This is a genomic window from Leeuwenhoekiella blandensis MED217 (assembly GCF_000152985.1).
GTDB lineage: Bacteria > Bacteroidota > Bacteroidia > Flavobacteriales > Flavobacteriaceae > Leeuwenhoekiella > Leeuwenhoekiella blandensis.
Map to the genome: position 1 here is coordinate 57,678 of NZ_CH672395.1, position 23,942 is coordinate 81,619.

The following is a 23,942-nucleotide window of genomic DNA, read 5'->3' on the forward strand; positions in this document are numbered from 1 at the left end:
TCAATCAAATTTACTTCCGCGTTTTTCTGAGTTTTTAAGATAGTTAGAAAATTTACCCAACTGATCAATCAATTCTTGGGTTTCTTGATTGAGTTCATCAAATGTTTCCTCGCCTAAATACCCTCTGTCTAAACATCTTAACAATTGCGATTTTGTTTCGCAACAAGATCCTTTAGCAAAGCCCAAAAAATTAATAAACTCTTTATTTCCACCTCTGCCGAAGCCTTCAGCAATGTTATCCATTACAGAACCTGATGAAGCATTTATTTGATTTATAAGTTCAAAGTCTTGTTTCAAATTAGAAGTCTGAATTAGTTTCCAAACATTATTAGCAAGAACTCTAGCTTTCTTAAAAATTTCTAGTTCTTCAAATGAGTTGTAATGTGCCATCTTGCGGGTGAATAATAGTAATAACAATAAAAATAATAATTATTGCTTGTTCACCACCGTAGAAGAAGCTTGATCCACACTCATAACTACAAGGTCTGCAATGTTCACATGGTAAGGGCGAGTGACTACAAAATGAATAATATCTGCGATATCTTCAGCTTGTAAAGGTTTAAACCCTTGATACACTTTATCTGCTTTTTCTGAGTCGCCTTTAAAACGAACTTCGCTGAATTCGGTCTCAACCATTCCCGGATTAACCGCTCCCACACGTATGTTATAGCCATTCAAATCTATACGCATGCCTTGATTAATTGCATCCACGGCGTGTTTACTTGCGCAATACACATTACCTTTGGGGTACACCTCCTTACCGGCGGTTGAACCTATGTTGATAATGTGCCCACTATTTTGTGCGATCATTTTTGGGATGATCCTATCACTTACATAGAGCAAGCCTTTGACGTTGATGTCCAACATCGCATCCCAATCGTCTGTGCTTCCATCCTGAATAGGATCAAGACCGTGTGCGTTGCCCGCATTGTTGATAAGAATATCTATGTGCTGAAAAGCTTCAGGCAAGTCATTAATCGCATTTTCTACGTCTTTTTTATTTCGAACATCAAAAGTCAAAGTGTGCACTTCAACGAGTTGTTGTAATTCGTTTTTAAGCGCATCTAGGCGTTCTTGACGTCTTCCGCAGAGGATAAGATTAATGCCGTTTTTAGCAAAGTGTTTAGCAGTGGCTGCACCTATACCGCTTGTGGCACCGGTAATTAAAGCTGTTGGTCTAGACATAATTAAGTGTATTTGTTAAGTATTCTTAAGTCCTCCTAATAAAATTATAGCGGTTTATTAAAAGAAGATAAAAACACGTTAATTGTCGTTAATGATTTTTTGCAACGTAAGAATTTACTTCATTTTTGAGCAAATTAATGACTGAATTTAATTAGAATATTATGAAAAATATGTTGAAATATGGGCTGTTAGTAGCCGGAATACTAGGATTATCTTCTTGTAGTGATGATGATAGCAATGCAAGTGCCGAAGCCGGGACTTCTAATATGACCGTGCGCATGGTGGATGCACCAGGAGATTACGATAATGTTTTTATAGATGTAGAAGGAGTTGTTGTAAAGTATAACGACGATTTTAATGAAGAAGCTTATGACGATGATTACGTTTTTGTAGATGGTGAATTTGAGCTTGACACCGATGATGAGGTTTATGACCTGTTAGAACTTACAGGTGGTGCTTATGCAATTCTTGCAGATGAAGATATTCCTGCTGGTGCGATTAGTCAAGTGCGTTTAGTGCTTGGTGATGACAACACCGTAGTTGTAGATGGAGAAACCTACCCATTGCAAACGCCAAGTGCACAACAGTCTGGTTTAAAGGTTCAGTTTAATCAAACTTTAGAAGCCGGAGTGTTTTATACGGTAGTGCTTGACTTTAATGTTGAAGAATCTATTGTAGAGCAAGGTAATGGCGGTTATTTATTAAAACCTGTGATTAGAGCGAGTGCAATTGAAGCAACCGGTGTGATCGCTGGTTCATTATTGCCACTTAATGTGCCGGCAACCATTACTGCCGAAGGTGAAGGCGTTGTTGTGTCTACCAATGTGAGCAGCGATGGAGACTTTGCTCTTAACGGTTTGCCAGAAGGTGTTTATGATGTAACGATCGAGGCCGAACTTGTTGCAGATGTGATTACAACAGTAGTTGTAGAAGATGTAGCAGTTGTAAATGGTGAGAGTACAGCGCTAGGTGCTATTACCGTTGAATAAAACATAAAGAACACGTATCTTTGAAAAGCAATCTGAAAAGATTGCTTTTTTTTTGCAACATTTCTCACGAGATGTCGTCTTTAGAATTACCCCTAAAAGCTTTCCGCAAGCCGTGCTTACAGGGGATTTTAACCATTGCTTAACAAAATGGTTAGCAATAAAGTATAACCTTGTAGACCTCAGAGTCATATAAAACGTACATAAAACTAGAGTATGGAAGATAACGCATCTGTTGATATAGGAGCGATTAACGAAAAGATCGAAAAAGAGAGTGCTTTTGTAAAAGTACTTACGATGGAAATGAATAAAGTCATCGTAGGACAAAAGCATATGGTAGAACGTTTGCTCATAGGCCTTTTGGGGCGTGGGCATATTTTGCTGGAGGGAGTTCCCGGTCTGGCAAAAACATTAGCGATCAACACGCTTTCTCAAGCGGTTCACGGTAGCTTTAGCCGTATTCAGTTTACGCCAGATTTACTTCCGGCAGATGTTGTGGGTACCTTGATTTACAATATGAAACTGAATGATTTCAGCATAAAGAAAGGACCTATTTTTGCCAATTTCGTCCTCGCGGATGAGATTAACCGTGCCCCGGCTAAAGTACAGAGTGCATTGCTGGAAGCGATGCAGGAGAAGCAGGTGACCATTGGTGATGAGACCTTTAAGCTTGACAGACCGTTCTTGGTTATGGCAACTCAAAACCCGGTAGAGCAAGAAGGGACCTATCCACTTCCTGAAGCGCAAGTTGACCGTTTTATGCTTAAAACCGTTATCGATTATCCTAAGCAAGCCGAAGAACAGCTCATCATACGCGCCAATCTAAAAGGCTCTTTTGAAAAAGTAAATCCGGTTGTTTCTATCGAACAGATCTTGCGTGCGCAGGAAGCCGTAAAAGAGGTGTATATGGATGAGAAGATCGAGAAGTACATTCTTGATATCATCTTTGCGACGCGTTATCCGGAAAATTATAAGTTGGCAGATTTAAAACCTTTGATCAGTTTTGGGTCTTCGCCACGGGGTAGTATCAACCTGGCAACGGCTTCAAAATGTTATGCGTTTATCAAAGGTCGCGGTTATGTGATTCCAGAAGATGTGCGTGCAGTAGTACACGACGTATTGCGTCACCGTATAGGAATTACTTATGAAGCAGAAGCAGAAAACGTAACTACCGAAGAAATTATAAACAAGATCGTAAACGAGATCGAAGTACCATAAACTTAAAAGACAGAAATCAGTTCGCAGTTCTTGCTTGAAAAATAGCAACTACTGCCTGCTGATTTTCTTTTTGATTACATATTCATGGACACTAAAGAACTTCTAAAAAAAGTACGCAAAATTGAGATCAAGACCAGAAGACTGTCTGATCATATTTTTGGCGGGGAATATCACTCTACGTTCAAAGGGCGTGGTATGACCTTTAGTGAAGTACGTCAATACCAGTTTGGTGATGATGTGCGCAATATAGATTGGAATGTCACCGCACGCTACAATGAGCCTTTTGTAAAGGTTTTTGAAGAAGAGCGCGAGCTTACGATGATGCTGGTGGCCGATGTGAGTGGTTCAGAATTCTTTGGAACAGACCAGCAGTTGAAGTCTGAAGTGGTTACAGAAATTGCCGCAACCCTGGCATTTTCGGCATTGCAGAATAATGATAAAATCGGACTCATTTTATTTTCAGATGGTATCGAATTATACATTCCGCCTAAAAAAGGAAAATCACACGTACTGCGTATCATTCGCGAACTTTTAGAATTCAAACCGAAAAGTAAAAAGACCGATGTGGCACAGGCTTTGAAATTCCTTTCTGGAGTGATGAAGAAAAAAGCCATTGTCTTTGTCCTTTCAGATTTTATTGCAGACGACTATCAGGACACGATGAAGATCGCGGCCAAGCGTCACGATATTACAGGTATACGTATTTACGATCAGCGTGAGGAAGAAATCCCGAGTTTGGGAATTGTGCAAATGGAAGATGAAGAAACCGGCGAATTATTGCTGGTCAATACTACATCAAAAAAGGTGCGTAACAATTATGCGAAATATTACCGCGATCGCGTGGCGTATTATAAGGATAGTTTTACAAGAAGCGGTGCCGGCGTGATCGATGTGCGTACCGATGAAAGCTATGTCAAAAAATTACTAGGTTATTTTAAACGAAGAGGATAACACAACAATGAACAGTAACCTTAATAATCATATTCCTAAATCAAGTTTTTATAGCATAAGAGCGTTTGCTTTTGCAATGATTATTGCTTTTTTAAGCGCATTTAATGTGCAAGCGCAGCAGGTAAAAGGAGCAGTTGACACCACGTCAATTCGTATTGGCGAGCAAATCACTTATGAGTTTCAGGTAGAAGCAGATTCTACAGATCTTGTGATGTTTCCTGAAGGGCAAACCTTTCAGCCTTTAGAAATGATCGAAGCCTATCAGGTTGACACTTCGTACGCCGGTGCAAAGATGAACTTGATCAAACGCTATGGGCTAACTCAGTTTGATAGCGGATCGTATACGATTCCACGTCAGGTTGTGTCAATAAACCAACAACCCTTTTATACAGATTCGGTTGCGATCGAGGTGAACAATGTAGTGGTCGACACGACCAAACAAGGCCTTTACGATATTAAAGACATTGTTGCTGTAGAACGCGCAACCAGTAAATTCTGGGAATATTTACTGTACTTTTTATTGCTTGCTGCGATAATAGGTGGATTCTTATTTTTTATTATTCGACGCAGTCGTAAAAAAGCAGCAGCAGAGCAAAAGCTTCCGCCGTTTGAGCAGGCATTATTTTCATTAAAACAACTTGACGAAGAGTATAAAGAACCGGCGCGAGGTATTGATGAGCGCGATATGACCAAGGCGTACTATTCAAAACTTACAGACATTGTAAGAAGATATCTTGATGAAGAGGTTTATGACCGTTCGATGGAAAGTACTTCTTCAGAATTGATCGAGCGTTTAATGCTCGAAAAGCAGGAAGGCAAAATTGACTTGAGCAAAGAAACCATTCTTAAGTTAGACCAAATCCTAAAGCGTGCCGATCTTACCAAGTTTGCTCGTACGTCTCCGGGAACCGGCCAGGCTGAAGCAGATCGTCTGGTTGCTGAAGAGATCGTAAAAGAAACCAAAGAAGCGATCCCGCCGCCTACAGAAGAAGAATTGATGCGAGATGCGGCTTATCGTGAAGCCTTGGCAAAGCGTCGCAAGCGCAAGCTTATTTTAACTTCGGTACTTGGAGTTTTTGGAATTTTAGTGATCGCTACAGGAATTTTAATCGCTACCAAAGGTTTTGATTTTGTAAAAGATAATTTCATCGGGCATCCTTCAAAAGATTTGCTTGAAAGTGATTGGGTACGCAGTGAGTATGGTTATCCTCCGGTGATCATCAGTACGCCGCGTATTTTAGAGCGTGACGAGATCGCTTTGCCAGATTCGCTCAAGCAACAGATGGATATGAGCACCTTTACCTACGGAAGCTTGATTGACGACTTTTATGTGGTGGTAAATAATACCCGCTTTGGCGGAAAAAATGAAGCTAATTTAGAAGCTTCGGCGCAAGGATTCATCAGTACGATTGAAGCCAACGGTGCAAAAAACCTGATCGTTAAAACCGAAAAATACACCACGCCCGAAGGAACTGAAGGTTTACGCGTTTACGGAACAGGTGATTTCCCAGAAACCTTGAATAAAGACGAATTCAGTAAAGGAGCATATGAGATGCTTTTATTTACGGCTCCGGGTGTCTTGCAGCAAATTTTAGTAGCCCATCGTGAAGATGATACCTATGCAAAAGAGATGAGCGCGCGCATTATAAATTCAGTAGAACTTCAAAAATCTGTACCTACCGATGTTAAGTAATTTTGAATTTCAAAGTCCTGAATTTTTCTGGTTGTTCCTCCTGCTTCCGGTAGTTGCAGTGTGGTATTTCTTTAAACGAAATAAGCTCACGGCTCAGGTTAAACTTTCGAGTTTAAAGGGATTTAAAGCAGGCAGCGGTTTGCTGGCAAAATTCCGTCCCGTTTTATTCGTTTTACGTCTGTTGGCATTAGCCTGTTTGATCACAGCTTTGGCGCGGCCGCGCAACGTTGATGTTTCTACTCGAACAAACACCACACGCGGAATTGACATTGTGATCGCCATTGATGTTTCGGCGAGTATGTTGGCGCGTGACCTAAAACCTAATCGTCTTGAGGCGCTTAAAGAGGTGGCTTCACAGTTTATTGCAGATCGCCCTAGCGACCGAATTGGTCTCGTAGAATATGCGGGAGAGAGTTACACGAGAACGCCTATTACCAGCGATAAAAGTATTGTGTTGAGTTCGCTTAATGATATTCAATATAATAGCATTATCGAGGGTGGTACTGCGATAGGAATGGGATTGGCGACTTCGGTAAACCGCTTAAAAGACAGTAGGGCAAAAAGCAAGGTGATCATTTTGATGACTGATGGTGTGAATAACGCCGGATTTATAGAGCCGAGTACCGCGAGTGAATTGGCTCAGGAATTTGGGATCAAAGTCTACACCATAGGTCTGGGAACTAACGGTACAGCGCTTTCTCCTGTTGCTTTACGCCCTGACGGAAGTTTTCAATATGGAAGCATTCCTGTTGAAATTGATGAAGCCTTGCTGCAAGAGATCGCAGATAAAACCGGCGGACTTTATTTTAGAGCGACCGATAATGAATCTTTAGAGGAGATTTATGCCGAAATCAACAAGCTTGAAAAAACAGATGTTGAAGAGTTTAAGTATACCAATTATGAGGAGAAATTCAGACCGCTGGTTATTCTGGCAGGTTTGCTTTTGTTGTTTGAATTGCTGTTGAGGTATACGGTGTTTAGAAGTTTTGTTTAAAATATAGATTGAATACTAAATAGTTAATTTGTGTATTTACTAGAAGAAAAAATATGGTTTTGGGCGTTGCTGGCAATTCCGGTAGTGGTACTGCTTTACTTTGCAGTCACCCTTTGGAAACGCAGTGCGCAAAAACGCTTTGTGACCAACCGTGAATTGTTGGGAAAATTAACGCCGCAGCGTTCGGTTTTTAAACCGGTGTTGAAGCTTATCGTTTTATGTCTCTCTTTGGCCTGTATGGCCGTGGCTTTGGTAAATCCAAAGATCGGTACCAAATTAGAGACGGTAAAGCGGGAAGGTGTTGACGTAGTCTTTGCGGTTGATGTTTCCAAAAGTATGGATGCTGAAGATATCGCTCCCAGCCGAATTGATAAAGCAAAACAACTCGTTACACAGATCATCAACAATTTAGGCAGTGACCGTGTGGGGATTATTGCTTATGCAGGAAGTGCTTATCCACAATTGCCCATCACTACAGATTACAGCAGTGCCAAGATGTTCCTCAACGCGATGAATACCGATATGCTATCGAGCCAGGGAACAGCCATAAGAGATGCGATTGAGCTGGCAAAAACCTACTATAATGATGAGGAGCAGACCAATAGAGTTTTAGTGATTATTTCTGATGGAGAAGATCACGCTGGTGAAGTAGCTTCTATTGCAGAATCGGCTACAGAGCAAGGCATTCGCATTTTTACCATTGGTGTAGGTTCAGAAGCGGGAGATCGTATTCCTATTAAAAGAAATGGTGTTGTTCAGTCGTATAAAAAAGATCAGAATGGAGAGACGGTGATCACTAAGCTAGATCCGGCAACGCTTCAGGAGATCGCAGCTGAGGCTGATGGTGAATACATCAATGGGAACAGTACGCAAGAAGTCGTTGACAAAATGGCTTCCGCTTTAAATCAAATGGATAAAAAAGAATTTGAAGCCAAGCAATTTGCCGATTTTAAAGACCAGTTTCAGTGGTTTGTTGCTGCGGCACTATTCTTGCTAATTATAGATGTGTTCTTGCTGGAGCGTAAAACGGCCTGGGTGAGAAAACTGAATCTATTCAATGAAAATAAGTCTAAATCTTAATCTTTTTGAAGATGAAGAATTTTATAAATAACCTTTTAAGCTTGACCTTTATTTTGGTTACCGGTGTGGTGTTTGCGCAAAGCGAAAAACCCGATCCGGCTATTTTGGAGGCACAGGATTTTGTAGCAGAAGCTAACGATGAGTTTGCCTCAAATGAGTTTGCAGCGGCAGAATCTGCCTATCGAAAAGCGGTAGCCAAAGATCCTGCAAATGCGGCAGCCAAATACAATATGGGTAATAATTACTACCGAAACAAAAAATATGGTGAGGGAATGAATCGCTATATTCAGGCAGCTGAGGTAGCCCAAACAAAGGCTGAAAAACATAAGGCGTTTCACAATCTTGGGAATGCATTTTATCAACAAAAGGATTACAAAAAAGCAGTTGAAGCGTATAAAAATGCATTGCGCAACGATCCTACCGATGAAGAAACACGTTATAATCTAGCGCTTGCTAAAAAGGAAGAAGAGAAAAACGGCGGTGGCGGCGGTGATGATGAGAATGAAGATGAAAATCAAGACCAAAACGAAGATCAAAAAGATCAGGATGGTGAAGGTGATGATAAAGAAAGCGATGACGGCAAGCCTAAAGATCAAGACGATCAGGGAGATGAAAAGAAAGATCAGGGCGATGAAAATAAGGACGATAAAGGCAAGCCCGAAGACAAAGATGGTGATCAAAAAGATCAAGGTAAAGATGGCGATAAGGAGAAAGAACAACAACAGCCAAAACCCGGTCAAGGTCAGTTGTCTCCTCAGCAAGTAAAGAGTTTGCTGGAAGCGATGAAAAACGAAGAGAATAAAGTTCAGGATAAGATCAATGCTCAAAAAGTTAAAGGAGCAAAGGTGAAAACCGATAAGGACTGGTAATTTTAGAGACCAGTATCACGTAAAAAAAGCAGAAGTTACAATGAAGATGAAGCTAAAATTTTTGCTGATTGTTTTGTTTGCCGGGTTTAGCGCTTGGTCTCAGGTAGAATTTGATGCCGTTGTAAGCAAAGAAAAACTTGGCGTTAATGAGCGTTTACGTGTTGATTTTGAAATGAATCAAGACGGCGATAACTTTAGACCGCCCAGTTTTCAAGGGTTTACGGTAGTAGGTGGTCCTAACCAATCCATCAGTAAACAGTGGATTAACGGTAAAGCGAGTTTCTCTAAAACCTTCTCCTACTTTCTGCAGCCTAATGCTACAGGTACCTTAAAAATAGGCCAGGCCGAAATTGAGATCGACGGGACGGTGTATAAAACGATTCCTATAGAGATCACCGTGACCGGCGCGGTCGAAAAACCCAAAGATCCTAATGATCCTGTCGCCGCAGCAGAAGATAATGTGCATCTGGTTGCTGAGGTTTCTAAAAATGATCCTTATTTAAACGAGGCGTTTACGGTTGTTTATAAGCTGTATGTAAGTCGGGAAACTGCAGTAAATGGCTGGAACGAACTCGACGCACCTAAGTTTGCAGATTTCTGGAGTCAGAGTATAGATGAGAAACAATTTAAAGTGTATGATGGTTCGTATGACGGTAAACCCTATCGCTATGTGATCTTGAGAAGAACGCTGCTTTATCCTCAAAAAACAGGAGAGCTTACCATCGAGCCATTGGCGTTGAATATCAATGTGGAAGCGCCAACCAATCGCAGAGATATTTTTGGAATGCGCATCACAAGACCGGCAAAAATTACGGTTACCGCGCCCACCCGAAAAGTCAATGTAAAAGCCTTACCGGAAGACGGGAAGCCCGAGAATTTTAGCGGAGCGGTAGGAAACTTTGATTTTGATGTTGTAGCCAGTAAAACGAAACTCGACGCACAAGAGGCACTAGATCTTACATTAACTGCAAAAGGAAATGGGAATCTAAAACTCTTCACGCTACCAAAGCCTAAATTGCCAAGTGCACTTGAAGTATATGAGCCCGAAAACGAGCAGGACGTTCGTGTTTCACTTAATGGGATGGCAGGTTCTAACAGCGCACGTTATACGATAGTTCCGCAGCAAAAGGGAAGCTATCCTATTCCGCCTATTCGCTTTTCTTATTTTGATCCTGCGACAGAGCAGTATAAAACGCTTAGCAGCGACGAGATCGTGATTGATGTAGAAAATGGTCCTGCAACTCTAGCGACTTCAGATAAGGCTGATAAAATCCCTGTGGAAGAAACCAAGCAATTTGCCTACATCAAATCTGATGCGAAACTGAAGCCGATGAATCAAGATCGATTTTTTGGTTCTACCGCATTCTGGAGTTTGTTGGTTACACCGGTGGTGTTGATTCCGTTAGCGATTTTATTCGGTCGTAAACGCAGAGCTTATCAAAATGATGTGAAAGGAAATCGCTTACGCAAGGCCGATAAGTTGGCTCGAAAATACTTAGGCGATGCCAAAAAGAGTTTGGGCGATCAAACCGCTTTCTATTTAGCCTTAGAAAAGTGTTTGCATAATTATTTAAAAGCACGGTTGAATATTCAAACAAGTGAAATGAGTAAAGAGCGCATCAGCCAGTTGCTTCAGGATCGTGGTGTAACCGTAGAAACTACTGCGGCATTCCTGAAGCTCTTAGAAAGCTGCGAATTTGCGCGCTACACACCATCCAGCAGTGATGCTATGCAACACGATTATGAGCAGGCTTCTCGTGTAATTTCAGAAATAGATAAACAGTTATGAAAACAATGATAAGATCAAGCTATCGTTTTGTAATTCTTGTGCTGTTTATGGCTTCGCTGAGCTTAAATGCACAAACGCCACAGCAGCTTTTTGAAACCGGAAACTCGCAGTATGCGCAGAATAATTTTGAGGAAGCTATCAAGAATTACGAGAAAGTTCTCGATTCTGGTTACGAGTCGGCGGCTGTTTATTATAATTTGGCTAATGCCAATTATAAACTCAATCGTATTGCACCAAGCGTTTATAATTATGAAAAAGCGCTAGCACTCAAGCCTAATGATAAAGAGATCAAGAATAATCTGGAGTTTGCACAAAACATGACCATTGACGCCATAACGCCGTTGCCAGAAAATACTTTTAAAAGATGGTGGAATCAATTGCTTCATATTTTCTCTCTAGACGGTTGGGCGATCGTTACTGTGGTGTGCATGCTGCTTTTTGCCTTGAGTTTTATCATTTATTACTTCGGGAAAACTACGGCTTTAAAACGTGGCTTTTTTACTACGTCTTTTGTGGCTTTGGGGTTAGGATTGTTGAGTCTTGCTCTGGCGTTTCAGGCGCAGTCTAATGAAAAAAACAAACAGTTTGCTATTGTTTTTTCAGCAGAAGCTGAAATTAAAAGCGAGCCTAATTTAGCCAGCGAGGAGGCTTTCGTTTTACATGAAGGAACCAAAGTTCGCGTGCTGGAAACCGAAGGCGATTGGCAAATGATTCGGCTGGCAGATGGTAAAGAAGGTTGGATTCCTGCAACCGATATCAAAATCTTATAAAAGAGCGTAAAACGCTTGTTTTATTTGGGTTATGTTGATTCTGAAACACATCTGCCCAAGATATTCCTGTATCCAAATTGGATTTTTTAGTTTAAGAGAGCTACATAATTTCTATTTTTAGAATCTCTTTAAGAGATAAAGACCGATGTAAGGCTTAGTTTATATAATTTTAAGCGGGCTATGGTCTGACTTTTAACTGAAAACAATTACTATGGATATTAAAAAGATTTTTCAAAACAACAAAGAATGGGTTCAGGAGCGCTTAGGTACCGAACCTGATTATTTCAAAAAGCTTTCTGAGGGGCAATCTCCAGAGATCCTGTACATAGGCTGTAGTGACAGCCGTGTATCTTCTGAAGAGCTTATGGGAGTAGGACCCGGTGACGTTTTTGTACACCGTAATATTGCCAATATGGTACCGAATACTGACCTTAATTCTATGTCTGTAATCAACTATGCGGTAGAACACCTAAAGGTTAAACACGTAGTGGTTTGTGGTCATTATTACTGTGGAGGCGTGAAGGCGGCTATGCAGTCTTCAGATCTTGGTTTATTGAATCCCTGGTTAAGAAACATTAGAGATGTTTATAGAATTCATAAAGAGGAATTAAGCCTTATTCAAGACGAGGAAGAGCGTTACAAAAAGTTTGTTGAGCTCAATGTTCAAGAGCAGTGTGTGAACGTGATCAAGACGGCAGATGTGCAAAAGGCGATACGTAACCGCAATCTTACAGTGCACGGCTGGGTATTTGACATCCATTCTGGAAAGCTAATAGATCTAAAAATAGATTTTGATGCGATCCTAGAACATATAATGGAGATCTATAGATTAGACGATTAAAATTTATAAAGCGTAAACACTTAGTGTTTACGCTTTCTTTTTATTGAAAGGGTTAACCTAAAAACTAGAGCTATGTTTAAACATTTAAAAAGTGATTTACCCGCAAGTATAGTTGTGTTTTTTGTCGCATTACCTTTATGCTTAGGTATTGCTTTAGCTAGTGGCGCACCCTTATTTTCAGGACTTATCGCCGGTATCGTAGGTGGTATTGTCGTGGGTTCTTTAAGTGGATCGCACATTGGAGTTAGCGGTCCTGCTGCAGGATTATCTGCAATCGTTCTCGTTGCCATAACAACTTTGGGCGGGTATCAAAATTTATTGTTAGCAACAGTATTGGGCGGAGCTATTCAGCTTGTATTTGGATTGCTAAAAGCAGGAATTATAGGTTATTATTTTCCTTCTTCTGTAATAAAAGGAATGCTTACCGGGATAGGTATTATTATCATACTGAAACAGATTCCGCATTTTTTTGGTTACGATGCTGATCCGGAAGGCGATTGGGCTTTTTTTCAAGTTGATGGGGAGACCACCTTTTCTGAAATAGGTCGTGTCTTTAACGGGATAAGCCCCGGGGCCACGCTTATAGCCTGTACCGGTATGGCGGTTCTCATACTTTGGGATGCGGTTTTAAGCAAGAAAGGTCGTTTTTTTAAATTGGTACAAGGACCATTGGTTGCTGTGGTTTTGGGAATTGTATATTACCTCGCAACTCAGGATTCTGAAACGTGGGGCATATCAAAAGCGCATTTGGTTAAAGTTCCGGTTCCTGATGATTTTAGTTCGTTTATCGGTCAGTTTACCTTTCCTAATTTTAAGGTTATTGGAGAACCTCAGGTTTGGATCACTGCGTTTACAATTGCACTGGTAGCAAGCTTAGAAACCCTGCTTTGTGTTGAGGCAACAGATAAATTAGATCCTAAAAAACGTACTACGCCTACTAATCGCGAACTTTTTGCTCAGGGCGCGGGAAATATCGTTTCGGGAATGATAGGAGGTCTTCCGGTTACTCAGGTTATTGTGCGCAGTTCTGCAAATATGCAATCAGGTGGGCAAACCAAAATGGCTGCGATTATACACGGTTTTTTATTGTTAATCTCGATCATTCTTATTCCAAATATTTTAAACTTGATTCCCTTATCGGTATTGGCTGCAGTGCTTTTGCTTGTGGGGTATAAACTCGCAAAACCTGCTACCTTTAAGCGTATGTGGGTTTTAGGCTGGAAACAATTCATTCCCTTTATCATTACCGTTTTGGGTATAGTGTTTACCGATTTGTTGATTGGTATAAGCCTCGGGCTGGGCGTAGGCATTGTGGTGATCTTGATAAAAAGCTATCAGAATTCTCATTTTTTGCATTTGAGAAAAGAAGAGGAGACCGGAGTAGATGTGGTTAAAATGACCCTGGCTGAAGAAGTGACTTTTATAAATAAAGGAGCGATTATGAAAGAACTGAATAGGCTAGAGCCCAACACTTTTCTAGAAATAGATGTGCGAAAAACACAGTATCTAGATCAAGATATTATAGAGATCTTAGATGATTTTAGCTTTAGGGCCAAAGACAAAAATATCAATGTGGTTATCATTTCAGAGCGAGGTACTGTTGAGAACCCCGAGAGTTATGAAGAGTTTTTTAAGAGAGAAAAGCATTACAAGCCCGTGTCTTAGGCTAGGCCGACTCATAGTTAAGCTCCTCTTCATCCAGAGCATCCTCAAATTCTTCAACCTCTCTTAAAATGCTAGGTAAAAACGCCGGTCCCAGCGGTTGAATAGTGTTGTAGAGTACCGAGTTTTCTCTGGTTTCCTCATCAATAAGGCTGTTGGTCATTGCCGAGAAAAACATCATCAGCACGCTTAAGATAAAAGCAGATTTTAATAAACCGAATACCCCTCCCAGAATTCTATTTACGATACCCAACATGGCAAGAGAAGCAACCTTGGTAAGCAGTCTTCCCGCAAGCGTAATGACCACAACGATAATAATAAATGTCACAGCAAAAGCCGTCAGGTTTATCGCGTGCTCACTCCAGTCTACTTTTTCATTAAGAAAATCTACCGCATAGTACGAAAAGTGAATAGCGCCATAAACACCTAAAATCAAAGCGATTAATGATGCGATTTCAATAAGAAGTCCGTTTTTTAAACCTTTAAAAAGGCCTAATACGAGCACGATTCCTAAGATGATATCCAAGTAGTTCATAGGCTAAAGATACTGTATCGTGCTAAATAATCTTTTTGAGCTTGGCTATATGTTAGTATTTTGATTGTTTCTTCTTGATTATCTTTGCCGCATGGCAAGAGACGAACAACTTAAAGAACGCTGGGAGCAAGTAGTAAATAAACTATCTGCACGCTTTGCAGACGGAGAACCTTTAGACCTAGACGCGATCATCTATTTGATAGGTGTGCAAGAGCTGGGCAAACCGGGAAAGCGTTTTAAAAAAGATGATAAAATAAACCTGATGCATATTGCGATTTGCAGGTTGCTAGAGCCTTTTGGGTATTACCGTTTTGATTATCAAGATGAGGATGGCTGGCCGCATTATGAGATGATAGAGCAATTACCATCACTCAAAGCCGGAGAGCAATCATTGCTGATGAAAGAAGCTATTGTGCAGTATTTTCTTGAGAAAGAGCTTGTGCACTAAGTATTTGCTACATTCTTGTTATTTCCATATATGCTTATAAGCTTACTTCAAGAATACTTCCCTAATGATACGGGTCCAATTTACAAGGAAACCATTGCAGGTAGGTTTCCGGTAGAGCCATTCAATACGTATAGCAATCTCATTTTTTTATTTATAGTGATCTACTTTGGGATCAAGATTTATAGAAAGCCTAAAAACCAGTGGTTTTTGATGATTGCTTTACCTTTTATTTTTATCGGTTATGTAGGAGGCACGTTATACCACGGGTTGCGTAGTGACGAACTTTGGCTTTTATTAGATTGGGTGCCCATACGCGGTTTAAGCTTTGCGGCCATCTTGTATTTTATTTTTAAATGGAAAAAAACCTGGGGAAGGCGCATCATTTTTGTAGCCTGTATAGGGCTTGCTTTTGTGGGGTTGCGTTATCTGCCCATCCCGAGGCAGCTAGAGCATAGTATAGGTTATGTTATCAGCGCGCTTACCATTTTGATCCCAATTCTAGGCTACTTGATCAAAACCAAATGGCGTCACGCCAGACCGGCAATCATCGCATTTGTTGTTTTTGGATTTGCGGTGCTTTTTAGAGTTTTAGACAAGCGTTTGGACTTTGATTTTTTCTGGATGGGAACCCACTGGTTATGGCATCTTTTTGGCGGTACAGCGGTATTTTTTATCCTGCAATATATTTATAGAGACAATAAAGCCCAAGCCAGCGATATTTCATAAATTTGTGCCTCTAATTTTTCTGTTGTTTGAGTCATAACAGTAGAAATTTAGAAGGAATTTTGATCAGGCCGGTAGGCTGCATACAAAACCCAAAAGGGGAATCAAAGAGCATTATGTTAGATAAAATTAAAGAGCTTATTGGCGAAGCTGAAGCGTTTACTGGTAACTCGCTAGAAGAGGTAGAGGCTTTTAGAATTAAGTTTTTAGGAAAAAAAGGACTTTTTAATCAGTATTTCTCTGAGTTTAAGAATATTCCTAATGAGCAAAAGAAAGCTTTTGGTCAAACGATGAATCAGTTAAAAACGACGGTTCAAGATAAAGTAGATACGCTTAAAGCAAGTCTGGAGACTACAGAAGAAGAAGGTGTTTATGGAGACCTTACACGACCTGGAGATGCGATTCAGTTAGGATCGCGTCATCCTATTTCTGTAGTCAAAAATCAAATTATAGAGATCTTCTCGAGAATAGGTTTTGATGTTTCTGAAGGGCCTGAAATTGAAGATGACTGGCATAATTTTACGGCATTAAATTTACCTGAATATCATCCGGCACGAGACATGCAGGATACTTTTTTTATTCAAACCAATCCAGACGTTTTACTGCGTACGCATACTTCTTCGGTGCAGGTGCGCTATATGGAAGCAAATAAACCGCCAATTAGAACCATTTCTCCTGGACGTGTTTTTCGTAACGAGGCAATTTCAGCACGTTCTCATTGCTTTTTTCATCAGGTTGAAGGTTTGTATATAGATAAAGATGTTTCGTTTGCAGATCTTAAGCAAACGCTTCAGCACTTTACTACAGAAATGTTTGGGAAAAGTAAAATACGTCTTCGCCCTTCTTACTTTCCGTTTACAGAACCAAGTGCAGAGGTTGATGTATACTGGGGTCTTGAGACTGAAACCGATTATAGAATGACTAAAGGTACCGGGTGGTTAGAAATCATGGGCTGCGGAATGGTAGATCCTAATGTGCTTGAAAACTGCGGTATCGACTCTAAAGAATATAGCGGTTTTGCCTTTGGTATGGGGATCGATCGTATTGCACTATTGCTGCATCAAATCTCAGACATTCGCTTATTGAGCGAGAATGATTTGCGCTTCCTTAATCAGTTTAAGAGCGCTTTATAAAATATATAGCTATGAAAAAATATACCGTAATCAGTATTCTGGTTTTTATCGCAATAGTGGTTGCGGTATTAACATTTGCCATAGGCTTGATCAAAATAATGATCGGCACCGTTTTTCTGGTAATTATGGCAATCGCATTGCTTGCATTGTGGATTATGTGGAAGGTTAACGACGACGATTAGTCATGAAAAAAGACATTAACATACCAGAAGTCAAAGGTGTTTATGTGGCTGCGGTCAAAGAGTTTAACGAGACGCATCGCACTAACGATTGGAACGCGTATCTGGTCAACGATACCAACGAGCCCTTAGAAATGGTATTGATCGTTTCTAAAGGATATAACAGCAAGCAATCAACCAGCCAAATGCGGCATAAGCTGCAAAATCTTCCCGCAAAAGCGTATGCTAAGATCGAGTTTGTAGAAGATAGCGTGCTGAAGCTTACCAACGAATTTGCAGTCACGTATTTCTTAGACGGAAAAATGTATGATAAGAAATTCATTTTCCCGGCAAATAGCATCAAAGACGCCAATGCAGGTCCTGTACCGTCAATGCTAAAAGAAGGTGTTTTAGCTGAATAATTAATCGAGCTTTTCTGTAAGTTTTTTAAAGGTCATCTTAGGGTCTTTGCCTTTGTAGAGCACCTGATAAACCGCATTGATAATCGGAGTTTTGGCGCCTAATTCTTGATTGATTTTAAAAGCGCTTTCTGCAGCATAATATCCTTCAGCCACCATACTCATTTCCATTTGAGCACTTTTTACGGTGTACCCCTTACCTATCATATTGCCAAACATTCTATTTCGGCTAAAAACTGAATAGCCTGTCACCAATAAATCTCCCAAATATGCCGAGTCGTTGATGTTGCGCTTCATCTTGTGTACTTTCTTGATGAACTTTTTCATCTCTCTAATCGCATTGCTCATCAACACACTTTGAAAGTTATCTCCATAACCCAAACCGTGTGCGATTCCCGCAGCAATCGCGTAAATATTCTTAAGCATCGCGGCATATTCGGTACCAATGGTGTCATCGCTAATCGTGGTTTTGATGTACCAACTTTTAAGATGATCTGCAACGATCTGTGCGTGTTGCTCATCTGCACAAGCGATGGTAAGGTATGAAAGACGTTCTAGCGCAACTTCTTCAGCATGGCAAGGTCCTGTAATCACGCCAATATTTTCAAAAGGGATATCATACACATCGTGAAAGTGCGCACCTACGATTTGGCCGGTTTCGGGCACAATGCCTTTTATTGCGGAAAAAATAATTTTGTCCTTAAGGCTTGTGGTGACTTTTTCTAGCTCTTTGCCTACAAATGCAGAGGGAACAGCAAAAATGAGATAATCGGCATAATCAATGATCTCATTGATGTCATTGCTTAATTTTAAATGGGTGGTGTCAAATTCTACCGCACTTAAATAATTGGGGTTGTGCTTTTCTTTTTTAAGATGTTCTAAAGCATAGACACTGCGCATATACCAGCCTACTTCCTCTAAGTTTTCAGTAAGCATTTTTACGATTGCCGTTGCCCAGCTTCCGCCGCCGATAACACCAAATTTTAAAGACATATTCTTTTATTTTTTCTGCAGATGCAGAATTAATTGGCTACGAGGCCAAAGGATTTAATACTCCGTCCCGATAGCTATCGGGATACCTTATAATTGAAAAATCACTTTCAACCAATGCCTCATGGGGTTACGCTGAGGTAGTTTACTTTCAATTTAGGGTTGCTCTGCAAAGCCTTGTAAAATCTATGTTTTTAGACTTTTTTAGAGGATTCAAAGATACTCATTTTAGAGGGTATGTAAAATCCTGACTTTTACTTTAATACTTTTTTGGCACGCCGTTTGAATATGTTAAAACACAATTCATAAGCAACGACGTCAACGCTAAGAATTTTGATGGCACTGCCCAAGGGATAATGTCCCTGAGGCTTGCCCAAAGACAGGTTATTCTGAATTTTTCAGAAGTTATTCATCTTTAAAACCGAACGATTATGAGAACGATAAAATTACTTAGCAGTTTTTTACTAATGCTTACCGTATTTACCTCGTGCTATACCGATGTGTATATCGAAGATGAGGTTACCACTCCTGTAGTACCGCTATCGGCCGTACTTGAAGATTACGAACTTTGGTACGTAGATATCGATCAAACCCACGGAAATGGTTCGATCCCGTTTATGGAAAAAGCCTTTACCCTTTCCTTTCTAAATGGAACGATCATGGCAAACAACAACCTTGCAGGAATAGGTGATCAAGGTAATGGTTTTGGGATAGAAGTGGGTTATTATGATATTTTTGATTATGACCTTGATATTGGTCACGATATCGATGGGTTTTACTCCTTTGAAGTATCGGTGTTGTCTAATAACAGTATCGAACTTTATCACAGGTATTCTAACACCTCATTTGTATTAAAAGGATATCAGCGAAGCACTTTTGATTACGACCGTTTGTTCTATGATAACATTCATTATTTTCTACAAGAGTATGTGGCTTGGGAGAAAATTTATACCAGTTCAACCGGATGGTCCAATGAGTTTGACGCAGAGAATTATTTACAATTCTTACCGGCTACTTCTGGAGGAAATTTTCAAAGTTCGCAGGACGGTATAGGAAGTTCTACAAGCAATCTTTATTGGGATTATACAGGTATTTATGAAGTTCAGAACGTGAGCAATAACGCATGTTTAAAAACGCTTACGCTAGACTATGACTACTTTGCCGATGAGTTTTTTGAGCTTTCAATTATAGATGATGCGACCATAGCCTTATATCATCCTGCTTCAGGAAGTGAATACCGTTTTAGAGGTCGTGGGTATATTCAATACAAGACCCCTTCAGAAGGTAAAAGTCGATTAAAACAAAGTGAGATCGAGCAAAATATAAAAACGATTAAAGCGTTAGCTAAATAAGCAATAGAAGATTTTTTGGTTGGTTAGTTGAGATCGCCCCGTTGATTCATTCGCGGGGCGATCTTTTTTGAGTAAATGCCTCAAGGTGTCAAATCCTTTAATGGCGCTAAAACATTCACATAGTTTTAAAGATAGGAAGCCAAAGGGTTAAACGGGTATTTTGTAACTTGAATGCTCAAAAACTAAGACTAACTTAAGAACAAAAACATGGGATTATTTTCATTCATTAAAAATGCCGGAGCAAAAATAGGCATAGGTAAAAGTACCGCAGAAGAGGCTGCCGAGAAAAAGGCTGAAGCCGCTGCTGCCGTTGCTGCTGCAAATAAGAAAGCTGAGACTTCACTTAAAGAAACTGTAGTAGATTTAGGACTTGAGGTTGAAGGACTCGATATAAAAATTGAAGGAGAAACCGCTACCGTGACCGGGAAAGCAAAAGATCAAACTACTAGAGAGAAAGTTAGACTTGTCGTGGGTAATGTTGAAGGAATTGCGCAAGTAGATGATCAAATGGAAGTAGAGCACAAAGAGCCTGAGGCGCAGTTTCATACCGTCGTTTCCGGAGATACACTGAGTAAGATTGCTAAAAAATTCTACGGAAACGCTATGAAATACCCCGTGATTTTTGAAGCAAACAAACCAATGCTAAAAGATCCTGATAAGATTTATCCGGGTCAAGTGCTTAGAATTCCCAATGTAGACTAAGCAAAACTTCTGATAAAAAAAGCTTCAGTGACTACTGAAGCTTTTTTTATTGGCGCCGCCAAAGAAATATGATTCTAGGCTTTCGGTGTACGATTTACCTGTAAAAATTCATTTGATCAATATATACCCAAACTGAATGCGGTAATAAAGGACGGCAATTTTTGCCTTCCTTAATCGCTTTGCGAATGGCTGTAGATGAAATTTCTACAACAGGTGCGTCAATTACGTGAACGTGCTCGTGATTGAGCAGTTCTGGCTTGGCTTGTTTTTCACCAATACGTGGATATACATAGATCTCGTGACGCTCTAAAATAACCTCGTAGTTTTTCCACTTGTGTAACGTGCGCAGATTATCTTCACCCATAATAAGACAAAACTCGTGCTGCGGATATTTTTCCTGTAGATGCGCAAGCGTATTTGAGGTATAGTTGGGTTGAGGCAAATTGAATTCAATAGTACTTGCTTCTACCTTAGGGTAAGTTTCTACCGCTTCTAATACCAGTTGATACCTGTGATTATTATCTAAAAGCGTTTTTTTCTTCTTAAACGGGTTGTGCGGCGTAATGACCATCCAGATTTTGTCAAGATCACTGTATTCTGCAAAGTGATTTGCTATGATGAGGTGACCGATGTGCACCGGATTAAACGTGCCAAAATAAAGCCCGATTTTCATACTACGCGTTGATGTGCTTCGTTACAAGTTCGTAGGCTTCAGCCAAAGCGGTATCAAGATCATTGTTTTCTATGATGTAATCAAATTGCGGTGCCGTAGCGAGTTCAATACTAGCTTTTGCAACGCGCATATTGATGCGATCTTCACTTTCGGTCTTGCGCTTTTTTAGTCTGATCTTTAACTCTTCGATACTTGGAGGTTTTACAAAAACCGCTAAGGTGCGCTCGGGATACAGCTTTTTGATGTCTAAACCGCCCACAACATCAATATCAAAAATAACGTGCTTTCCTTCTTTCCAGATGCGTTCTACTTCACTTTTCAAGGTTCCGTAGAAGTTATCGCGATATACTTCTTCCCATTCTAAAAACTCATCTTCTTTAATGCGGCGTTTAAATTCTTTGAGCGACAGAAAGTAGTAGTCTACTCCATCTTTTTCAGTAGGTCTGGGTTCTCGCGAAGCCGCCGAAATACTAAACTCAAGATTGAGTTCTTTTTTCTCCAAAAGCCATCTCACAATAGTGGTTTTACCACTTCCGCTAGGTGCAGAAAAAACAATGAGTTTGCCGGTATCAGCCATTTTAAAGTACGTTTAAAAGTTGTTCTTTGATCTTCTCTAATTCGTCTTTCATACGTACCACAACTTGCTGCATGGGCGCGTAATTTGATTTTGAACCTATGGTGTTGATCTCCCGTCCCATTTCCTGACTAATGAAAGCCAATTTCTTACCGTTAGAGTCAGCCGAGTCCAAGGATTTTTGAAAATATTTTAAGTGATTACTTAAGCGCACTTTTTCTTCGGTGATATCATACTTCTCCAGGTAATAAGTAAGCTCTTGTTCAAAGCGATTTTCATCAACTTCAGTCTTTAGGTCACTTACCGCTTTGGTTAAACGCTGGCGTACACCGGTCATGCGCTCAGGATCTAATTTGATGACTTCTTCAAGGTTTGCGGCAATATTTTTTATACGTAATTCAAAATCTTTTTTGAGCGCTTTTCCTTCATCTTCTCTGTACGTGTCTATTGCATTGAGCGCTTCTTCTACACCTGCAAGAATAGATTGATACTCTTCTTCATCAATCTCATCGCGTTCGGTTTTAAGTGCGTCAGGAAGTCGTGTGGCAATTTTTAATAATTCGATATCAGCTGCATCTGGAGTGACTTCGCGCAACTGCTTCATGTATTGTTTCACCACGTCTGCATTGATCGAGCTGCTGGTTTCTTCACCATTGAGCTCCACATAAAGGCTAAAATCTATTTTACCACGCTCGAGTTTTTGCGCTACAAGATTACGCAGTTCAAGTTCCTTTTCTCTGTAGAAAGACGGAATTCTCGCATTGAGGTCCTGATTCTTACTGTTGAGAGACTTTATCTCGATCGTTATTTTTTTTGTAGGCAACTGGGTAACCGATTTCCCAAAGCCCGTCATAGATTTAATCATGCAATAAATTTAAAGGGGCAAAGATAGCAAATCATAGCGTGTATAAAGGCATTGTCGTTTTAAAGCTGAAAAGCAGATATCCTCGGCAAATGAAAAATATCTTAAAAAAATATTAAATTCTGTTAATTAATAATATATTACAAGCATAATAATCTAAAACACACATTATTTATGAAAAAAGTATCCCTAATTTTAGGTTTTGCACTATTGGCGGTCGTCTCCTGTGCTGAAAATTCTGAAGAATTAAACGATTCGCAAGTTTCGGAGAATCAGGAAGTTGCTGTAGATATGAGTGATTTTTATCTCTATACTGAAGATTTGACCAATGGTAAGGCCAGTGCCGGTAAAAATGCTAAAGTTTGTTACTCGATGGCCAACTTAAACAGGCAATTGTCTGAAGATGACAAGTTGTATGATAAGATGTACTCGATTGAAAAGAATGTAAGAAAATTCATAAACTCAAAGAAGCCTGATGGTGCCGGTAACGGAAATGGCAACGGCGGCGGAGGTGGAGATACCGGCGGAGGTACAGACCCTGTTGATGATGGTTTAGGAAGCATCAATATCCCGGTAGTAGTTCACGTAATTTATAGTAATTCACAAGAGAATATTAGTGATGCACAAATCGCTTCTCAAATTGCAGTGCTTAATGATGATTTTAATGCTACCAATAGCGATCTGAGCCAGGTGCCTTCAGAATTTGCAGGAGTAGTTGCAGACTCAGACATCAATTTTACCTTGAGCCAAACCATTCGTGTTGCTTCTACACGTACCTCTTGGGGAACACGTGACGAAATGAAGTTCTCTTCTAATGGGGGTTCTGATGTTGTAAGCCCAAGCACACACTTGAATATTTGGGTGTGTAATATTGGCGGTGGAATTTTAGGATATGCACAATTTCCTGGAGGTTCTTCAGCTACAGATGGCGTAGTTGTTGGCCCGCAATATTTTGGTAGCACAGGGTATTTGGCAGCTCCTTTTGACGAAGGAAGAACTACAACACACGAAGTTGGTCACTACTTAAATTTACGCCACATCTGGGGTGATGGTCGTTGTAAGCAAGATGATTTTGTTGCAGATACTCCATCTTCAGACGAGCCAAACTACGGTTGCCCATCATATCCAACAGTAAATTGCAGAAGCACAGATATGACCATGAACTATATGGATTATGTGAACGATGCTTGTATGTATATGTTTTCTGAAGGACAGAAGAGCCGTATGCGTGCACTTTTTGCATCTGGCGGACCAAGATCAAGTTTCTTGAACTAAATCGCACAAAAGCTAAAGGAATGATAAAGGCGCTCTCTCTCTAGGGCGCCTTTTTTGTAT

At 40.2% G+C, this 23,942-nt stretch carries 26 protein-coding genes; 19 read left to right on the plus strand and 7 right to left on the minus strand.

Annotated elements, in window-relative coordinates; all coding sequences use genetic code 11:
• Complete coding sequence (locus MED217_RS00225; RefSeq protein ID WP_009778441.1) at positions 1 to 390, minus strand: four helix bundle protein; 390 nt, start codon at positions 388 to 390, stop codon at positions 1 to 3.
• Positions 391 to 429: 39 nt separating this feature from the next.
• Complete coding sequence (locus MED217_RS00230; protein ID WP_009778442.1) at positions 430 to 1,185, minus strand: SDR family NAD(P)-dependent oxidoreductase; 756 nt, start codon at positions 1,183 to 1,185, stop codon at positions 430 to 432.
• 161 nt (positions 1,186 to 1,346) lie between these two features.
• On the opposite strand from MED217_RS00230, the gene MED217_RS00235 reads away from it, so the two are divergent.
• From MED217_RS00235 to MED217_RS00285, 11 genes are all read left to right on the plus strand, one after another.
• Positions 1,347 to 2,174, plus strand: a complete 828-nt coding sequence (locus MED217_RS00235; RefSeq protein WP_154648881.1) for a DUF4382 domain-containing protein — start codon at positions 1,347 to 1,349, stop codon at positions 2,172 to 2,174.
• 213 nt (positions 2,175 to 2,387) lie between these two features.
• Positions 2,388 to 3,389 carry an AAA family ATPase gene (locus tag MED217_RS00240; RefSeq protein ID WP_009778444.1) on the plus strand — a complete coding sequence of 334 codons (1,002 nt, stop codon included), beginning with the start codon at positions 2,388 to 2,390 and terminating at the stop codon, positions 3,387 to 3,389.
• Between the two features lie 84 nt (positions 3,390 to 3,473).
• Positions 3,474 to 4,340, plus strand: coding sequence for a DUF58 domain-containing protein (locus MED217_RS00245; protein ID WP_009778445.1), 867 nt, complete (start codon positions 3,474 to 3,476; stop codon positions 4,338 to 4,340).
• 7 nt (positions 4,341 to 4,347) lie between these two features.
• Positions 4,348 to 6,033, plus strand: a complete 1,686-nt coding sequence (locus MED217_RS00250) for a hypothetical protein (RefSeq protein WP_009778446.1) — start codon at positions 4,348 to 4,350, stop codon at positions 6,031 to 6,033.
• Positions 6,023 to 7,027 carry a vWA domain-containing protein gene (locus tag MED217_RS00255; protein ID WP_009778447.1) on the plus strand — a complete coding sequence of 335 codons (1,005 nt, stop codon included), beginning with the start codon at positions 6,023 to 6,025 and terminating at the stop codon, positions 7,025 to 7,027. Before MED217_RS00250 ends, MED217_RS00255 begins: the two co-directional genes overlap by 11 nt.
• Before the next feature lie 30 nt (positions 7,028 to 7,057).
• Complete coding sequence (locus MED217_RS00260) at positions 7,058 to 8,107, plus strand: vWA domain-containing protein (protein WP_009778448.1); 1,050 nt, start codon at positions 7,058 to 7,060, stop codon at positions 8,105 to 8,107.
• 11 nt (positions 8,108 to 8,118) lie between these two features.
• Positions 8,119 to 8,976: a tetratricopeptide repeat protein gene (locus tag MED217_RS00265; RefSeq protein WP_009778449.1), complete on the plus strand. Its 858-nt coding sequence runs from the start codon at positions 8,119 to 8,121 to the stop codon at positions 8,974 to 8,976.
• Between the two features lie 40 nt (positions 8,977 to 9,016).
• Positions 9,017 to 10,765 (plus strand): BatD family protein, encoded by a 1,749-nt coding sequence (locus tag MED217_RS00270; RefSeq protein WP_009778450.1) that lies wholly within the window; start codon positions 9,017 to 9,019, stop codon positions 10,763 to 10,765.
• Positions 10,762 to 11,535: an SH3 domain-containing protein gene (locus MED217_RS00275; RefSeq protein ID WP_009778451.1), complete on the plus strand. Its 774-nt coding sequence runs from the start codon at positions 10,762 to 10,764 to the stop codon at positions 11,533 to 11,535. Before MED217_RS00270 ends, MED217_RS00275 begins: the two co-directional genes overlap by 4 nt.
• 211 nt (positions 11,536 to 11,746) lie before the next feature.
• Complete coding sequence (locus tag MED217_RS00280) at positions 11,747 to 12,376, plus strand: carbonic anhydrase (RefSeq protein ID WP_009778452.1); 630 nt, start codon at positions 11,747 to 11,749, stop codon at positions 12,374 to 12,376.
• Between the two features lie 72 nt (positions 12,377 to 12,448).
• Positions 12,449 to 14,041 (plus strand): SulP family inorganic anion transporter, encoded by a 1,593-nt coding sequence (locus tag MED217_RS00285; protein ID WP_009778453.1) that lies wholly within the window; start codon positions 12,449 to 12,451, stop codon positions 14,039 to 14,041.
• A 1-nt stretch (position 14,042) separates the two neighbouring features.
• On the opposite strand, the gene MED217_RS00290 is transcribed toward MED217_RS00285, so the two are convergent.
• The gene (locus MED217_RS00290) at positions 14,043 to 14,573 is read right to left on the minus strand and encodes a CvpA family protein (RefSeq protein WP_009778454.1); all 531 of its coding nucleotides are present in this window, start codon (positions 14,571 to 14,573) and stop codon (positions 14,043 to 14,045) included.
• 91 nt (positions 14,574 to 14,664) lie between these two features.
• Here MED217_RS00290 and MED217_RS00295 point away from each other — a divergent pair, with 91 nt between their 5' ends.
• From MED217_RS00295 to MED217_RS00310, 5 genes are all read left to right on the plus strand, one after another.
• Positions 14,665 to 15,021 carry a hypothetical protein gene (locus MED217_RS00295; RefSeq protein ID WP_040532443.1) on the plus strand — a complete coding sequence of 119 codons (357 nt, stop codon included), beginning with the start codon at positions 14,665 to 14,667 and terminating at the stop codon, positions 15,019 to 15,021.
• 30 nt (positions 15,022 to 15,051) lie between these two features.
• On the plus strand, positions 15,052 to 15,747 hold the full coding sequence (locus tag MED217_RS00300) for a membrane protein (RefSeq protein WP_009778456.1): 696 nt from the start codon (positions 15,052 to 15,054) through the stop codon (positions 15,745 to 15,747).
• Between the two features lie 113 nt (positions 15,748 to 15,860).
• Complete coding sequence (gene pheS, locus MED217_RS00305; RefSeq protein WP_009778457.1) at positions 15,861 to 16,877, plus strand: phenylalanine--tRNA ligase subunit alpha; 1,017 nt, start codon at positions 15,861 to 15,863, stop codon at positions 16,875 to 16,877.
• An 11-nt stretch (positions 16,878 to 16,888) separates the two neighbouring features.
• Complete coding sequence (locus tag MED217_RS19080) at positions 16,889 to 17,059, plus strand: hypothetical protein (RefSeq protein WP_009778458.1); 171 nt, start codon at positions 16,889 to 16,891, stop codon at positions 17,057 to 17,059.
• A 2-nt stretch (positions 17,060 to 17,061) separates the two neighbouring features.
• Positions 17,062 to 17,457, plus strand: coding sequence for a hypothetical protein (locus MED217_RS00310; protein ID WP_009778459.1), 396 nt, complete (start codon positions 17,062 to 17,064; stop codon positions 17,455 to 17,457).
• Here the strand turns inward: MED217_RS00310 and MED217_RS00315 are convergent, their stop codons facing one another.
• Complete coding sequence (locus MED217_RS00315; RefSeq protein WP_009778460.1) at positions 17,458 to 18,447, minus strand: NAD(P)H-dependent glycerol-3-phosphate dehydrogenase; 990 nt, start codon at positions 18,445 to 18,447, stop codon at positions 17,458 to 17,460.
• Positions 18,448 to 18,875: 428 nt separating this feature from the next.
• Between MED217_RS00315 and MED217_RS00320 the strand changes: the two genes are divergently transcribed.
• Both MED217_RS00320 and lysM read left to right on the plus strand, forming a co-directional pair.
• On the plus strand, positions 18,876 to 19,796 hold the full coding sequence (locus tag MED217_RS00320; RefSeq protein ID WP_009778461.1) for a hypothetical protein: 921 nt from the start codon (positions 18,876 to 18,878) through the stop codon (positions 19,794 to 19,796).
• Positions 19,797 to 20,003: 207 nt separating this feature from the next.
• A complete protein-coding gene (gene lysM, locus MED217_RS00325) occupies positions 20,004 to 20,498 on the plus strand; it encodes a peptidoglycan-binding protein LysM (protein ID WP_009778462.1) in 495 nt (164 codons plus the stop codon).
• A 94-nt stretch (positions 20,499 to 20,592) separates the two neighbouring features.
• On the opposite strand, the gene nadD is transcribed toward lysM, so the two are convergent.
• The 3 genes from nadD to MED217_RS00340 are packed head-to-tail and all read right to left on the minus strand — an operon-like array spanning position 20,593 to position 22,610.
• Positions 20,593 to 21,171, minus strand: coding sequence for a nicotinate (nicotinamide) nucleotide adenylyltransferase (nadD, locus tag MED217_RS00330; protein ID WP_009778463.1), 579 nt, complete (start codon positions 21,169 to 21,171; stop codon positions 20,593 to 20,595).
• 1 nt (position 21,172) lies between these two features.
• Positions 21,173 to 21,748: a guanylate kinase gene (gene gmk / locus MED217_RS00335; RefSeq protein WP_009778464.1), complete on the minus strand. Its 576-nt coding sequence runs from the start codon at positions 21,746 to 21,748 to the stop codon at positions 21,173 to 21,175.
• A 1-nt stretch (position 21,749) separates the two neighbouring features.
• On the minus strand, positions 21,750 to 22,610 hold the full coding sequence (locus tag MED217_RS00340; RefSeq protein ID WP_040532445.1) for a YicC/YloC family endoribonuclease: 861 nt from the start codon (positions 22,608 to 22,610) through the stop codon (positions 21,750 to 21,752).
• A 171-nt stretch (positions 22,611 to 22,781) separates the two neighbouring features.
• Between MED217_RS00340 and MED217_RS00345 the strand changes: the two genes are divergently transcribed.
• The gene (locus MED217_RS00345) at positions 22,782 to 23,882 is read left to right on the plus strand and encodes a zinc metalloprotease (protein ID WP_009778466.1); all 1,101 of its coding nucleotides are present in this window, start codon (positions 22,782 to 22,784) and stop codon (positions 23,880 to 23,882) included.
• Positions 23,883 to 23,942: the final 60 nt, after the last annotated feature.

Coding starts and splice junctions, on each gene's coding strand:
- MED217_RS00225 (WP_009778441.1), bottom strand. CDS start 390: ATGGCACATTACAACTCATTTGAAGAACTAGAAATTTTTAAGAAAGCT.
- MED217_RS00230 (WP_009778442.1), bottom strand. CDS start 1,185: ATGTCTAGACCAACAGCTTTAATTACCGGTGCCACAAGCGGTATAGGT.
- MED217_RS00235 (WP_154648881.1), top strand. CDS start 1,347: ATGAAAAATATGTTGAAATATGGGCTGTTAGTAGCCGGAATACTAGGA.
- MED217_RS00240 (WP_009778444.1), top strand. CDS start 2,388: ATGGAAGATAACGCATCTGTTGATATAGGAGCGATTAACGAAAAGATC.
- MED217_RS00245 (WP_009778445.1), top strand. CDS start 3,474: ATGGACACTAAAGAACTTCTAAAAAAAGTACGCAAAATTGAGATCAAG.
- MED217_RS00250 (WP_009778446.1), top strand. CDS start 4,348: ATGAACAGTAACCTTAATAATCATATTCCTAAATCAAGTTTTTATAGC.
- MED217_RS00255 (WP_009778447.1), top strand. CDS start 6,023: ATGTTAAGTAATTTTGAATTTCAAAGTCCTGAATTTTTCTGGTTGTTC.
- MED217_RS00265 (WP_009778449.1), top strand. CDS start 8,119: ATGAAGAATTTTATAAATAACCTTTTAAGCTTGACCTTTATTTTGGTT.
- MED217_RS00270 (WP_009778450.1), top strand. CDS start 9,017: ATGAAGATGAAGCTAAAATTTTTGCTGATTGTTTTGTTTGCCGGGTTT.
- MED217_RS00275 (WP_009778451.1), top strand. CDS start 10,762: ATGAAAACAATGATAAGATCAAGCTATCGTTTTGTAATTCTTGTGCTG.
- MED217_RS00280 (WP_009778452.1), top strand. CDS start 11,747: ATGGATATTAAAAAGATTTTTCAAAACAACAAAGAATGGGTTCAGGAG.
- MED217_RS00285 (WP_009778453.1), top strand. CDS start 12,449: ATGTTTAAACATTTAAAAAGTGATTTACCCGCAAGTATAGTTGTGTTT.
- MED217_RS00290 (WP_009778454.1), bottom strand. CDS start 14,573: ATGAACTACTTGGATATCATCTTAGGAATCGTGCTCGTATTAGGCCTT.
- MED217_RS00295 (WP_040532443.1), top strand. CDS start 14,665: ATGGCAAGAGACGAACAACTTAAAGAACGCTGGGAGCAAGTAGTAAAT.
- MED217_RS00300 (WP_009778456.1), top strand. CDS start 15,052: ATGCTTATAAGCTTACTTCAAGAATACTTCCCTAATGATACGGGTCCA.
- pheS (WP_009778457.1), top strand. CDS start 15,861: ATGTTAGATAAAATTAAAGAGCTTATTGGCGAAGCTGAAGCGTTTACT.
- MED217_RS19080 (WP_009778458.1), top strand. CDS start 16,889: ATGAAAAAATATACCGTAATCAGTATTCTGGTTTTTATCGCAATAGTG.
- MED217_RS00310 (WP_009778459.1), top strand. CDS start 17,062: ATGAAAAAAGACATTAACATACCAGAAGTCAAAGGTGTTTATGTGGCT.
- MED217_RS00315 (WP_009778460.1), bottom strand. CDS start 18,447: ATGTCTTTAAAATTTGGTGTTATCGGCGGCGGAAGCTGGGCAACGGCA.
- MED217_RS00320 (WP_009778461.1), top strand. CDS start 18,876: ATGAGAACGATAAAATTACTTAGCAGTTTTTTACTAATGCTTACCGTA.
- lysM (WP_009778462.1), top strand. CDS start 20,004: ATGGGATTATTTTCATTCATTAAAAATGCCGGAGCAAAAATAGGCATA.
- nadD (WP_009778463.1), bottom strand. CDS start 21,171: ATGAAAATCGGGCTTTATTTTGGCACGTTTAATCCGGTGCACATCGGT.
- gmk (WP_009778464.1), bottom strand. CDS start 21,748: ATGGCTGATACCGGCAAACTCATTGTTTTTTCTGCACCTAGCGGAAGT.
- MED217_RS00340 (WP_040532445.1), bottom strand. CDS start 22,610: ATGATTAAATCTATGACGGGCTTTGGGAAATCGGTTACCCAGTTGCCT.
- MED217_RS00345 (WP_009778466.1), top strand. CDS start 22,782: ATGAAAAAAGTATCCCTAATTTTAGGTTTTGCACTATTGGCGGTCGTC.